General features: G+C 35.7%; 15 protein-coding genes. 3 read left to right on the forward strand and 12 right to left on the reverse strand.

Going from position 1 to position 12,890, the window contains the following annotated elements:
• Positions 1 to 16: 16 nt before the first annotated feature.
• The 5 genes from BN999_RS01820 to BN999_RS01840 are packed head-to-tail and all read right to left on the reverse strand — an operon-like array spanning position 17 to position 4,718.
• The gene (locus tag BN999_RS01820; protein WP_096269682.1) at positions 17 to 1,216 is read right to left on the reverse strand and encodes a type II secretion system F family protein; all 1,200 of its coding nucleotides are present in this window, start codon (positions 1,214 to 1,216) and stop codon (positions 17 to 19) included.
• Complete coding sequence (locus BN999_RS01825; protein WP_096269683.1) at positions 1,217 to 2,257, reverse strand: type IV pilus twitching motility protein PilT; 1,041 nt, start codon at positions 2,255 to 2,257, stop codon at positions 1,217 to 1,219. It lies immediately after the preceding gene.
• Between the two features lie 13 nt (positions 2,258 to 2,270).
• Positions 2,271 to 3,896 (reverse strand): GspE/PulE family protein, encoded by a 1,626-nt coding sequence (locus BN999_RS01830; protein WP_096269684.1) that lies wholly within the window; start codon positions 3,894 to 3,896, stop codon positions 2,271 to 2,273.
• Positions 3,896 to 4,324 carry a hypothetical protein gene (locus tag BN999_RS01835; RefSeq protein ID WP_096269685.1) on the reverse strand — a complete coding sequence of 143 codons (429 nt, stop codon included), beginning with the start codon at positions 4,322 to 4,324 and terminating at the stop codon, positions 3,896 to 3,898. The genes BN999_RS01830 and BN999_RS01835 overlap by 1 nt, the downstream gene beginning before the upstream one ends.
• Before the next feature lies 1 nt (position 4,325).
• Positions 4,326 to 4,718, reverse strand: a complete 393-nt coding sequence (locus BN999_RS01840) for a type II secretion system protein (RefSeq protein WP_096269686.1) — start codon at positions 4,716 to 4,718, stop codon at positions 4,326 to 4,328.
• A 62-nt stretch (positions 4,719 to 4,780) separates the two neighbouring features.
• On the opposite strand from BN999_RS01840, the gene BN999_RS01845 reads away from it, so the two are divergent.
• A complete protein-coding gene (locus tag BN999_RS01845) occupies positions 4,781 to 5,593 on the forward strand; it encodes a type II secretion system protein (protein WP_096269687.1) in 813 nt (270 codons plus the stop codon).
• Positions 5,594 to 5,695: 102 nt separating this feature from the next.
• On the opposite strand, the gene BN999_RS01850 is transcribed toward BN999_RS01845, so the two are convergent.
• From BN999_RS01850 to BN999_RS01860, 3 genes are all read right to left on the reverse strand, one after another.
• Entirely contained in the window at positions 5,696 to 5,902 is a 207-nt protein-coding gene (locus BN999_RS01850) for a hypothetical protein (RefSeq protein WP_096269688.1), read from the reverse strand.
• A 38-nt stretch (positions 5,903 to 5,940) separates the two neighbouring features.
• Positions 5,941 to 6,621 (reverse strand): metal-dependent hydrolase, encoded by a 681-nt coding sequence (locus BN999_RS01855; protein WP_096269689.1) that lies wholly within the window; start codon positions 6,619 to 6,621, stop codon positions 5,941 to 5,943.
• 120 nt (positions 6,622 to 6,741) lie between these two features.
• On the reverse strand, positions 6,742 to 7,407 hold the full coding sequence (locus tag BN999_RS01860; RefSeq protein ID WP_096269690.1) for a PspA/IM30 family protein: 666 nt from the start codon (positions 7,405 to 7,407) through the stop codon (positions 6,742 to 6,744).
• 137 nt (positions 7,408 to 7,544) lie between these two features.
• On the opposite strand from BN999_RS01860, the gene BN999_RS01865 reads away from it, so the two are divergent.
• Positions 7,545 to 8,642 carry a M24 family metallopeptidase gene (locus BN999_RS01865; protein ID WP_096269691.1) on the forward strand — a complete coding sequence of 366 codons (1,098 nt, stop codon included), beginning with the start codon at positions 7,545 to 7,547 and terminating at the stop codon, positions 8,640 to 8,642.
• Between the two features lie 41 nt (positions 8,643 to 8,683).
• Here the strand turns inward: BN999_RS01865 and ald are convergent, their stop codons facing one another.
• A complete protein-coding gene (gene ald, locus BN999_RS01870; RefSeq protein ID WP_096269692.1) occupies positions 8,684 to 9,799 on the reverse strand; it encodes an alanine dehydrogenase in 1,116 nt (371 codons plus the stop codon).
• Positions 9,800 to 9,938: 139 nt separating this feature from the next.
• Positions 9,939 to 10,094, reverse strand: a complete 156-nt coding sequence (locus BN999_RS20465; RefSeq protein ID WP_176481842.1) for a hypothetical protein — start codon at positions 10,092 to 10,094, stop codon at positions 9,939 to 9,941.
• 115 nt (positions 10,095 to 10,209) lie between these two features.
• Between BN999_RS20465 and BN999_RS01875 the strand changes: the two genes are divergently transcribed.
• Entirely contained in the window at positions 10,210 to 10,644 is a 435-nt protein-coding gene (locus BN999_RS01875) for a universal stress protein (protein ID WP_096269693.1), read from the forward strand.
• Positions 10,645 to 10,689: 45 nt separating this feature from the next.
• Here BN999_RS01875 and BN999_RS01880 read toward each other — a convergent pair whose 3' ends face one another.
• Positions 10,690 to 11,877, reverse strand: a complete 1,188-nt coding sequence (locus BN999_RS01880; RefSeq protein WP_096269694.1) for an acetate kinase — start codon at positions 11,875 to 11,877, stop codon at positions 10,690 to 10,692.
• Between the two features lie 14 nt (positions 11,878 to 11,891).
• Positions 11,892 to 12,875, reverse strand: coding sequence for a class I SAM-dependent methyltransferase (locus BN999_RS01885; protein WP_096269695.1), 984 nt, complete (start codon positions 12,873 to 12,875; stop codon positions 11,892 to 11,894).
• Positions 12,876 to 12,890 lie beyond the last annotated feature (15 nt).

The following is a 12,890-nucleotide window of genomic DNA, read 5'->3' on the forward strand; positions in this document are numbered from 1 at the left end:
ACATATTTCTATATTATTATTGAATATTTTCAAATAAGGAGAACATCGGTATTACTACTGCAGCAATTATTCCACCAACTATAACAGTAAGCACAATAATCATTAATGGTTCAATTAAAGTTTTTATCCGGTTGGACAATTGATCTAGTTCCTCTTCATAGAACTCTGCAGCTTTAAGAAGCATATGGTCTAATGTACCTGTTTTTTCTCCTATTTGGACCATTTGAACTACTAAAGCTGGAAATGCCCAATGTTCTTTCATCGGTTTTGTAATGGATTCACCTTTTTCCAAGGATTTTCTCGAACGTGCTAGAACATCTTGGATAACACGATTCCCTACGATTCTCTCCGTTATTTCGATAGATTGTAAAATCGGGACGGCACTGTTGACCAATGTACTAAGTGTTTGGGTCATTCGCACTAATACGCCTTTATGAACTAGAACACCTAGAAAAGGAAATTTCAGTTTTAAGTAATCCATTCTAAATGCAAATTGGTCATTTTGTAATAAAAACTTGTATAAGACAAAACAAAGCATAAATAGGACGACTAACATCCACCAAAATGCCCCTACAAATTCACTTAAATTAAGAATAAATTGTGTATAAGCTGGTATTTCCTCACCAAAGGAGTTAAACATATTAACAAATTGTGGGACAATAAATACTAATAAAAATACCGTAAGAAAAAAAGTTACAACACTAACAACGGCAGGATACATAATAGCTGAAATTAACTTTTGTTTATTCCGATATTCTTTTTCATAGTAATCAGCCATTTGATTCAAGATTTCATCCAATTTACCAGCGACTTCTCCTGCGCTTATCATATTTACCAGTAATGTTGGAAACACCTTTGGGTGTCGCTCTGCCGCTACAGAAAGTGCTTGTCCCTGGTCAAGTTGTTTATCAATATCATCTAAGGCATTCTGCAGGGCATAGTTATTCGTCTGCTTACTCATCGTTTTGGTAGCATCGGAAATAGAAACTCCAGCATGTATTAATGTTGCATATTGTCTTAGAAATATAACAAAATCCTCATTTTTTATTTTTTTATTTAAAATGATTTCTTTATTCCAAGGCTTGGTTTCTTCAATACCTAATATAATAAAGCCTTCTTTTTCTAGTTGCTCTAGTGCGTCTTTCTTGGAATCTGCATCAATTTTCCCTTTAACTTTTTCTCCTGATAACCGCTTTCCAGTATATTGATAGTTCATTTAGTAACCCCTTTCCTGCATAAAAGGAGCTGCTACTTCAAATGAAATAATATCTTCTTGTAATAACCGCTTTAAATCCATTTCCAAGGTATGCATTCCTTGCTCTTTGGATGTTTGTAGCACATTCTGGACTTGATGGAGTTTTTCATTACGAATTAGATTTTTAACAGCAGAAGTATTGATTAATACCTCGGTTGCTACTCTTCTCCCGGAGCCATCCTTTGTAATTAATAAACGCTGTGAAATGACTGCCTTTAGTATGGAAGACAATTGAATTCTAATTTGTGTTTGTTGTTCAGCAGGAAACACATCAATAATCCTTTCGATTGTGGAGATAGCATCTGTCGTATGTAATGTCCCAAGTACTAAGTGACCTGTTTCAGCAGCAGTAACAGCCGTGGAAATCGTTTCTAAATCCCGCATTTCTCCAACTAGAATTACATCCGGATCTTGACGCAGACTCGCCCTAAGCCCTGAAACAAAACTGTTCGTATCAAAGCCCACTTCCCGTTGGTCAATAACAGATTGTTGGTGGGAGTGCATATATTCAATCGGATCCTCTAGTGTAATAATGTGTTTAGGCATCGACTTATTCATAAAATCTATCATCGAAGCAAGTGTTGTACTTTTCCCGCTTCCAGTAGGACCGGTAACTAGAATTAACCCTTGCGGCTGTTTGACGATTTCTTTTGCAATTGGCGGCAAATATAGTTCTTCTATAGAAGGAATTCTGGTTGGGACTATCCGTATTGATAATGATAATTCACCACGTTGATAAAATGTATTGATTCGAAATCTAGATACACCATGAATTCCATAAGAAAAATCCAATTCTCGATTCTTTTCTAACTTGTCCCATAACTCACCCGGAATAATCTCTCTAACAATGTTAGTAGTATCTGATGGGTTTAATTTTTCCATATCTTGCTCGATAAGATTTCCATTCACACGGAAAATAGGGGCTTTCCCAATTGTTAAATGTACATCTGATGCCTGTTTATAGAATGCATCCTTTAACCATTGATCAAATAACTCTTTCATAATTTTAGTCCCCCTATATACTTATTGAAACCTGCATAATCTCTTCCATAGTCGTTAAACCAGTTTGTATTTTTTTCAATCCATCATGGATCAAGAATTCCATACCTTCATTCTTTGCATACGTGCGAATATCAGCAATGGAACGTTGATTTAATAACATTCCTTTAATCGTTTCGTCTATGACTAATACCTCATGAACCGCAATCCTACCTCTATATCCACGATGGTGACAGCTACTACAACCTTTACCATAGTAAACAGTATCAACGGTCATATTATTTTTAGAAAAAATATCTTTTTCCATCTCAGTTGGCTGTCTCTCAGTTAGGCAATCGCGGCAAATCTTTCGTACTAGACGTTGTGCAACAACACCGTTTAGTGAGGACACTACTAAATAAGGCTCTATGCCCATGTCAGTAAGTCTTGGAATTGCATCTAGGGCACTGTTTGTATGCAGCGTACTTAATACTAGATGACCGGTCAGGGAAGCACGAATTGCTATTTCAGCAGTCTCCTGATCACGTATTTCTCCAACCATAATAATATTTGGGTCTTGTCTTAAGATTGAACGTAAGCCTTCCGCAAATGTCAGGCCAACTGAACTATTAACCTGGACTTGGTTTACACCTTCCATTTGAAACTCCACCGGATCCTCAATCGTGACAATATTAACCGTTTCTTTATTCAAATCATTGATTGAAGCATATAATGTGGAGGTTTTTCCTGATCCTGTTGGTCCTGTTAATAATACCAATCCAGATGGTTGTGAAATTAACTGCCTATATTTCCTTTTATTTTGCTCAGAGAAATTTAACTCATTTAACTGCATTAAGGCATTATTTAAATCTAAAATACGAATTACTATTTTTTCACCATTGACAGTAGGTAGACTGGATATCCGTAAATCAACGGGTGTCACCCCTACAGTTGTTTTAATCCGACCATCTTGAGGTAAGCGTGTTTGGGTAATGTTTAGGTTTGCCAAGATTTTGATTCTAGCAATTAACGAATTCTGAAATTGTTTAGGTATTGTTTTCTCAGAACGTAATTGACCATCAATACGGTAGCGAACATGTACATGTTGCTCTTGAGGGTCAATATGAATATCACTTGCTTTAAGTTGAACACCAGTTGTTAGTATTTGATCAAGTGTATTAATGATTGGGGATTCATCATCATCTTCTAACACACTAGGATCTATTCCGTCATCATTATTAAAGTAGTACCGATTTATGGCATATAAGATATCGTCTCTTGTTGCAATTACTGGTGATATACCTAATCCAGTTGATATCTCAAGGTCATCAATCACGTAGTAATCCATTGGATCGTTCATCGCAACCAATAATTCATTTTCCTGCATTCTTAGAGGCATTATGTGTTGCTCCTGCGCCATTTCCTTAGAGACAAATCCAAGTACTCTTTCATCTATTGGATATTGGTATAAAGAAACATGTGGTATACCTAATTGAAATTCAAGTACTTCTATTAATTGTCGCTCGGTAATGTACCCTCGCTCAAGTAGTGCATCCCCTAGTTTCTGATTGTTACTTTTATTTGTCAGTGTTTCATTTATTTGTTCTTCCGATACAAGACCTGCATCCTTTAACAAATCTCCTAAACGCTTCCGTGTCGGCATTAATTATCCCCACTTTCTAATTGGATCTTAATGGAAGATTGAATACTTTCTTTTTTCCCGTTGGCCTCCCCAAAACTAGTAAATTCAATAACAACTTCATTATCGGTTATACTAGTTGGTGCTTCACTTTCAATCCAAAACTTATGATTCACATCTAATTCAATCAGATTTAATTCCTGAATTGCTAAATTCTCAATTTGCTCTACATCGTTTATCGTGTCGGGGATAATAGAATCAATATATGTACGAAAATAATCGACTCCCATTTGAGCAATCTGTTCAGCTACGATATTCTTTTCCATTGTTGTCACTTGTTTCGTAGTATTTGTTATTTGAAATAAAAGGGTCATGATAAATAATAGCAATAATGTAATAATCATTAATGTCATAACCAGAGCTGCACCATATTCATTACTACGTTTTTTCATTCTATTCACCTACATATGTATAGGATTGACTTAGTAATTTATTGTTTAAGTAGATTTTAATATTTGTTCTATATAGCTCCACCGTTTCTTCCTTGCAAAGAGTTAGCTTCACTTTAAATCTATTTTCCATAAATTCTTTAGTAAAAGGTTCTCCCAGATTACATTCATTAATAGGTTGACTATTATAAAGTGAAGAATCTTCTTTTATATCATAAGCAATTTTACCTAGTAAATTACTCGCAACCAATTCATCATCTGCTTGATTTGTCCATTGCATGATTTGAGGAAAAATCGGTAAAAAAATCACAATAATCATACCTAAAATTGCAATAGATGCTATAATTTCAATAAGGGTAAAACCGTCATTTGAATGGTTATCTATTTTGGAAAACAATAGAGTTCAATCCTTTTATGTGTATTTATACCTATTATATCATTCCTAGAGGAAGTGTATATATGAAAAAAAGTCATTTCAATAATGAGAAAGGGTTAACTCTTATAGAGTTACTAGGTGCTATTGGATTATTCGCAATTGTAATAGTTCTCTCTGCCACTGCATTAACTCAAGCAATAGGTAATCAAGAGAAAGTCAGTCATAGTATTTCATTGAATAAAGAAATGAACTTAGCTATTAATGATCTTCGTAATCAATATAAAGAAGGTATGGACAAAATTTGTATTTCAGACGTTGATATTCAATATACTTTTGAAAATGTACAAAATGGGACTTCCAATGGGAATTGTATAGAAGCTGATCCAGTGCAGGATACATTATCGTTTACACTAACTGCTTCAAATGGGAATAATCAAACAGAAATTAGTACTGCTTTTGAGAAAAAATCATTTTCCTATAGTGTAAATAGAGCCATTGGAGATAAGCCACCTAACGAGTTTACAGAAGAAGACGATATTTCGGGATGTATTTTTGAGGACAATACACTATTTAATAAATACGTTAATATTTCAACCAATGGGAATCAAAATAAAGCAATATGTGACGGTGAATTTCTTTTTATGAAGAGTGTTGCCTTTTTTGGGGGATTGAATGTTTTTAACCATAACACTATTGTTGTGAATGAGAATATGTATGTGATTGGAAATAATTTATCCTTAAGTAATCATGTAAAGCTTGTAGTAAAGGGAAATCTTTATATTCAGGCAAATGAACAATATAAACCAAATGCAAGAATAGAGGTTCATGGGCAAGTTTGTAAAGTTGAAGATATTAATAAGATAAAATCATGTGAAATTGAGATTAATTGGAAATAGATTTACCGAAAAATTTAATGACTAATATAAGAAGCCGCTGTTTGAACTGTACCCCAATTAAGGTTTTGTTCATGAAAAAGCGGCCTCTTTTAGTTTAGTTCTCTAATCGTAATATCCAGATACATTTAGTAACAAAATGCCAAAAATTACAACTATTAATCCAGCAATAAACACCACAACTACTGTCTTCTTCTCCTTAGTCCCATACCAAGCAGCTAAAGTCACAATAACCGTAAATAGTAAACCAAAAAATATCGAAGCTTTCGGATTTGTTGGTTGTATGAAATCATTCCAACTAATAAAATCCATCTATTCACTCCTTATGGGTCATTACTACGGATTCAATCCTACAATTCTAATTTTTCACCAGGTCTCATAACCTTCCCTTGCCCGGAGCGCAATTTCTGAACAAACTCCTCCGGATCTTGTTCAATCACCGGGAATGTATTATAGTGAATCGGTACTACTATTTTCGCATTCACCCATTCTGCCGCAACTGATGCATCTTCAGGACCCATGGTAAAGTTATCACCAATTGGGATAAATGCAAGGTCAATATCGTTCATTTCCCCGTACATCTTTAAATCTGTAAATAATGCCGTATCTCCTAAATGATAAATGGTTTTACCTTCAACAGTTAAAAGGATTCCCGATGGCATTCCAGTATAAATAATGGAACCATCCTCCTCAACGAATGATGAACCATGGAAAGCCTGAGTAAACTTTACCATTCCAAATTCAAAAACTCGCGAACCACCAATATGCATATTATGAACCTTTACTCCTTTAGAGCCAATATAATCCGCCAGTTCATTTGGAGCAATTACTAATGCATCATTTCGCTTCGCAATTTCTACTGTGTCTCCTACATGATCATTGTGACCATGAGTCAATAATATGTAGTCAGCTTTTACTTCATCTTCTTTTAAATCACATAATCCATTCCCATTAATGAATGGATCAATTAGTATTGTATGTTCCCCAGTTTCTACCTTTACAACTGAATGTCCATGATAAGATACTTTCAAATCAATCATCCTTTCATACATTTATCGTTCCTATTATAGATTCTATATTTACACGAATATTCCTTTAATAAACATAAAAAAAGGCAGCACGGGGTTCAATATGCTGCCTTGTCTATTTTCTTACTCTTTACCCATTGCTTTCTTTAATGCTTCTAGCTCGTCATCCACATTAGAATCTAACTTTCTAAACTCGTCATCTAACGTACGGCTCTCCGTAGACAAATCCTCACTAGTCTCTGCTTCTGCTTCAAAACGCAGTACTTTTTCTTCCATACGTTCAAATCCACGTCTCGATTCATCCCCACCTATAGAGGACATGCTTCGATTAATCTTCGTTCGTGTTTGTGCGGACTCTGCACGTGCTTTTAATGAATCTTTCTTCAGATTCATTTCTTGGTATTCTCGCTTCATTTCATCAAGCTTACTTTTAAGTATTTGGGAATCACTTTTAGCTTGCTCATAAGATTGTTGTAATAAGCTAGCTTGGTTCTCATATTCTTTCTTTTCTTGTAATGCACGTTTTGCTAACTCATCTTCCCCTGCTACTACTGCCTTTTCCGCTTGGGCCTGTCTCTTCTCGACCATAGCTTGTGCATCTTCTGCTTTACGTTTTAATATCTTCTCATTGGCAATTTGTTTTGCTACTGCCGCTTCTGCATCTCTTATATCTTCACCCATATCCCGTAAGAATTGGTCCAGCATTTTTACTGGATCCTCTGCTTTATCTAACATTGCATTTAGTTCTGAACTTACTACTGTCTTCATTCGTTTGAAAAATTTAAACATACTAATTACCCTCCAATTATTTAAATTTTTAACGCGTTACCTTTCATACGTAAATAAAACAAAATGGTTTCAAAAACTTCTCTGTTGTACAATATTTTTTTTAAAGTTTATAATGGATAGTAAATGAGGTGATATATATGTCTACAAGAATTGAGGCATTACTAGAGGAACTTAGTACAAAACAACTAGAAAGCATATTGGTTACTTCTCCAGCAAATGTCTATTATTTAAGTAACTATTATACGGATCCACATGAGAGAGTGGTTGCTGTTTATGTTTCAACACATCATGAACCAGTCTTAATTCTTCCAGCTATGGAATCAGAAGATGCTAAAGCTGCTGGTTGGAATTATTCTATGATTGATTATCATGATCACGAGGATCCTTGGGAATTATTTCTAGCATTTCTAAATAACTCAGGAAAAATACCTGAGACACTCGGCGTTGAAGAAGATAATCTAACTTTAAGCCGCTACAATAATATTAAAGAAATCTTACCTGATACAGACGTAAAACAGGCACAAGAACTGTTAGCATCTCTACGTGTCATTAAAAATCAACAGGAATACGAATTGCTTAAAAAAGCTGCCGAACTTGCTGATTTCGGGGTTCAAACTGGGGTGAACGCTCTAAGAGAAGGCATTACGGAACTTGAGGTTATTGCTGAGATTGAATATGAGCTTAAAAAACAAGGTGTTCAGTCCATGTCATTCTCTACTATGGTTTTATTTGGTCAAAAAGCAGCTTCTCCACATGGAACTCCAGGTGCAGCTAAATTACAGCCTGGTGATATGGTGTTATTCGATCTTGGCGTTATTTATGAGGGATATTGTTCAGATATCACAAGAACTGTTGCCTTTAAATCTGTTAACGACGAACAAAAGAAGATTTATCAAACAGTACTAGAAGGGCAACTTAAAGCAATTGAAGCATCAAAAATTGGTACTGCAGTTGGAAACATTGATTTAGCAGCACGAGACCATATTGAAGCAAATGGATATGGTAAATACTTTAATCATCGCATTGGACATGGATTAGGTATTGAAACTCATGAATACCCTTCACTTCATGGAAAGAATACACTTCCTTTAGAAAAAGGAATGTGTTTTACCATTGAACCAGGCATCTATGTTCCAAAGACAGCGGGAGTCCGTATTGAAGATATGATTTTTGTAACAGAAAACGGCGCTGAAATATTAACCAAGTTTCCAAAAGAACTACAAATTATTAAATAAAAAAACAAGGGGCAGACTATTTTGAAGTCTGCCCCTTATAATTAGGCTAATAATTCCTCAGATTTTCTATATTCCAGCCCATGTGCAATCGCAACTGCCTCATAGGTCACATAACCATCCAATGTATTAAGACCTTTTAATAATGCTGCATTACTTAGACATGCTTGCGCGTAGCCTTTATTAGCAATTTGAAGTGCATATGGAACGGTCACATTCGTTAAACCAATTGTCGCTGTGCGAGGTACACCCCCAGGCATATTCGCAACAGAGTAATGAAGTACGCCATGTTTCGTAAATGTCGGGTTATCATGGGTAGTAATTCGATCACTTGTCTCAAAGATACCACCTTGGTCAATCGCAACATCTACAATAACAGACCCCTCAGACATCTGCTTAACCATTTCTTCTGTCACAAGTTTAGGTGCTTTTGCTCCTGGAATTAATACAGCTCCAATTACTAAATCAGATTGTGCAACACAATCTGCAATATTCATTGGGTTAGACATCATCGTGTTTACTGAAGAACCAAAAACATCATCCAAATAACGGAGTCTCTCAGGGCTTAAATCCAAAATCGTAACATTCGCTCCAAGACCTACTGCTATTTTGGCAGCGTTTGCTCCAACAACTCCTCCACCAATAACGGTTACATTGGCACGTTTTACCCCAGGTATTCCGGCAAGTAGTATCCCTTTACCACCTTTAGACTTTTCGAGGAACTGAGCACCGATTTGGGCAGCCATACGTCCTGCAACTTCACTCATTGGGGTTAGTAATGGTAATGTACGATTATCTAATTGTACCGTTTCATAAGCTAGTCCAACTACTTTTTTCTCCAATAGCACACGTGTTAATTCTGGTTCAGCAGCTAGATGTAAATATGTAAATAATATTTGACCTTCATAAAAATAATCATATTCAGCTGGTAGTGGCTCTTTAACTTTCATAACCATTTCTTGCTTCCATGCTTCCTTTGCACTATCAACAATAAATGCACCAGCTTGAGTGTATTGCTCGTCCGTAAATCCGGAACCAAGACCTGCTGTAGTTTCTACATAAACTTCATGTCCTGCATTTGTTAAGGTTAATACCCCAGCGGGAGTGATAGCTACCCTATTTTCATTATTCTTTATCTCTTTTGGAACTCCTATCTTCATATAGAACACCATCCCTCTTTATATGTAAGCACTTTCATTGTACCAAAAAATTTAAAAAGATACACTATTATAATCATATCGAATTAAATAAAAACAATCTACCCCAATTTAGGGTAGATTGTAGTTGGATGGGTAAATACTAAGCCTTTCTATTATTAAAGGTCCAAATACCTTTATTATTATGCAATTGGTCTTCTACTACACCACTTTGATAACTTTCAAATAACTGGTTTTTCACTGCGGAAACACCGCTTGGATCTTCAAATAGCTTATTTTGATCTTTTTTCTTGGCCATGTACTCACCTCCACTATTAGTTTGTACCGAAATTGCCAATAAAAGCTTGTTTACTTTTACCAATTGAAAACGCTTTATAATATAATGGAAGTAGATAAGGAAAGGGGAGATTCAAGTGAAATTTGAATACAAAAATATTGTTGTTGCGGTTGATGGTTCAGAAGCATCCGAGATTGCATTTAATAAAGCCCTTGATATTGTGAAGCGTAATGATGCCCATCTAATTATTGCCCATGTTGTAGACTTCCGATCATTTGCATATGCAGAGGCTTATGATGGTTCTTTATCAGACCAAGCTGAGGCTTACGCAAAGGATTTAGTGGATAGCTGTGTCGAGAGTGCAAAAGAAGTTGGAATAAATCAAATCTCCCGTTGTATCGAATATGGTTCACCCAAAGTAAAAATTGCAAAAGATATTGCACAGAACTTTAAAGCTGATTTAATAATCTGTGGAGCCACAGGTATGAATGCAGTGGAACGATTTTTAATTGGTAGTGTTTCAGAGAGTATAACAAGACATGCAAACTGTGATGTTCTAGTTGTGAGGTAAACATAAAAAAGGTTTTGATATGGAATACATATCAAAACCTTTATATTACTGTGTTAAACGAATAACATCTCTTGCTATCATAACTTCTTCATTAGTAGGAATGACCATTACTTTTACCGGTGAGTGTGGATAGCTAATAAAAGTTTCTTTCCCTCTCGCAGATTGGTTTAGCATTGGATCCCAATAAATACCCATAAATTCTAATCCATTTAGTACTTTTGCACGGATAACATCACTATTTTCACCAACACCTGCAGTGAAAATAACTGCATCAATACCAGACATTTTTGCTGCATAGGAACCAATATATTTATGGATTCTTCCTGCAAATACATCTAATGCAAGCTCCGCACGTTTATTTGATTCAGCTTGTTCTTCAATATCACGAAGGTCACTTGAAAAACCTGATAGAGCAAGCATCCCACTTTCTTTATTTAGGACATTGACTACTTCTTCAGCAGTCATTTCTGTCTTCTCCATGATATAAGGAATTAAAGCCGGATCAATATTACCTGAACGCGTCCCCATTGTAACACCAGCTAGTGGAGTGAATCCCATCGAAGTATCCATTGCTTTTCCACCTTTAATCGCTGCAATACTAGCTCCATTCCCTAAATGACAAGATATTAATCGCAGGTCTTCAAGTGGTCGATTCATCAATTCTGCTGCCCGTCTTGAAACATACTTATGGGAAGTACCGTGAAATCCGTATTTACGAATTCCATATTTCTCGTAATATTCATATGGAAGACTGTACAAATAAGATTTAGGCTCCATTGTTTGATGGAATGCAGTGTCAAATACCGCTACCATTGGAATATTGGGTAATACTTCTCTAAATGCCTGAATACCCGTTAAGTTTGCCGGATTATGCAATGGTGCAAGTTCTGAGACTTCATCAATATCCTGAATAACTTGTTCCGTTATAACGACAGAATCACTGAACTTCTCTCCTCCATGAACAACACGGTGGCCCACAGCATCAATTTCGTCTAAAGATTGGATTACACCCGATGATGTAAGTTTTTCAAGTAGTAGTTTTACAGCTACTTCATGATTTGGAATATCTGTCACGTTTTTATCTTTGTTTCCACTAATTTCAATAGTAAATACTGCTTCTGGTAACCCGATCCGTTCCACAAGTCCCTTTGCCTTCACTGTTTCCTCTGGCATTTGAATGAGTTGAAATTTCAAGGAAGAACTCCCTGCGTTAATTGCTAATACGTTAGTCATGCTGTACACTCCTGTTATTTATGATAATTTGTAAACCATTCGTTCATTTTACCTAAGACATCTTCCATTGCATGTGAATTTTTCAATGATGGAAGTTGTACTAATAAAGGTTGTTTCGGTCCTTCTGTATTTTTCCCCTTCTTTTGTAAGATTAATATGCATTTCGCGTTTTTCTTGGACTTAAATGCACTTTCAGGGAGTTGAAGGACACCGATGATATGAGCATTCTTCTGAAGAAATGCATGTAGTTTATCGGCATCTTCCCCATCAAAAATAATATTAGGAACCATTAACACTAAATATCCACCAGGGTTTGTATAGTTAATACTTTGTTCCAGGAATAAATAATGCGCAAAAGAATGCCCTTCATTAGCTTTTAGCTCGAAGTTTGCTGCCCGTATATCATCCGGATAATACCCTACCGGGAAATCGGAAACAACCACATCAACTGGGTCTAATAGGAAAGGACGTAAACTATCCTGATGGAAAAACTCTATGGGAATTTTCTGTAGGTTAGCACTCACAACCCCAAGTTGAATTAAGGTTGGATCCACTTCTCCTGCATATGCTTCTGTTGGTTTCTTTAGTTGCGAGATCACTGTTGTTATAAGATTCCCAGTACCGGCCGCTGGGTCAAAGATTCGAATGTTTTCATAATTTTTCATTAGTTTCTGAACTAAATAACCTAGAATTAATGCGATAGCTTCCGGAGTAATCAAATGTTGTTGTTGAGTTGTATCCTTCATACCTTTTAGGACTGTAAATTGTATCGCTTTACGAATATCTTCTGGATGATAATCATTTAGATTAATCTTTTCTAATGCTGTATGTAATTTATGCGTAAGAATGTCATCCATCGATTCATCTGCACTTTGATAAAATAATGTCTCCATTGCAATAATCAAACTATCCAAATATGTCTCATTTAAGTGTTGTTCAACAATTTTGGTTGTATCATCTAACCACTCAAATAAAGATTCAACTTTTGTTTTCTCCATATAACTCCTCCGTTC

This window comes from Paucisalibacillus globulus (assembly GCF_900184735.1).
GTDB lineage: Bacteria > Bacillota > Bacilli > Bacillales > Amphibacillaceae > Ornithinibacillus > Ornithinibacillus globulus_B.

Coding starts and splice junctions, on each gene's coding strand:
- BN999_RS01885 (WP_096269695.1), bottom strand. CDS start 12,875: ATGGAGAAAACAAAAGTTGAATCTTTATTTGAGTGGTTAGATGATACA.
- BN999_RS01820 (WP_096269682.1), bottom strand. CDS start 1,216: ATGAACTATCAATATACTGGAAAGCGGTTATCAGGAGAAAAAGTTAAA.
- BN999_RS20465 (WP_176481842.1), bottom strand. CDS start 10,094: ATGGCCAAGAAAAAAGATCAAAATAAGCTATTTGAAGATCCAAGCGGT.
- BN999_RS01835 (WP_096269685.1), bottom strand. CDS start 4,324: ATGAAAAAACGTAGTAATGAATATGGTGCAGCTCTGGTTATGACATTA.
- BN999_RS01850 (WP_096269688.1), bottom strand. CDS start 5,902: ATGGATTTTATTAGTTGGAATGATTTCATACAACCAACAAATCCGAAA.
- BN999_RS01860 (WP_096269690.1), bottom strand. CDS start 7,407: ATGTTTAAATTTTTCAAACGAATGAAGACAGTAGTAAGTTCAGAACTA.
- BN999_RS01830 (WP_096269684.1), bottom strand. CDS start 3,896: ATGCCGACACGGAAGCGTTTAGGAGATTTGTTAAAGGATGCAGGTCTT.
- BN999_RS01880 (WP_096269694.1), bottom strand. CDS start 11,877: ATGACTAACGTATTAGCAATTAACGCAGGGAGTTCTTCCTTGAAATTT.
- BN999_RS01845 (WP_096269687.1), top strand. CDS start 4,781: ATGAAAAAAAGTCATTTCAATAATGAGAAAGGGTTAACTCTTATAGAG.
- BN999_RS01865 (WP_096269691.1), top strand. CDS start 7,545: ATGTCTACAAGAATTGAGGCATTACTAGAGGAACTTAGTACAAAACAA.
- ald (WP_096269692.1), bottom strand. CDS start 9,799: ATGAAGATAGGAGTTCCAAAAGAGATAAAGAATAATGAAAATAGGGTA.
- BN999_RS01825 (WP_096269683.1), bottom strand. CDS start 2,257: ATGAAAGAGTTATTTGATCAATGGTTAAAGGATGCATTCTATAAACAG.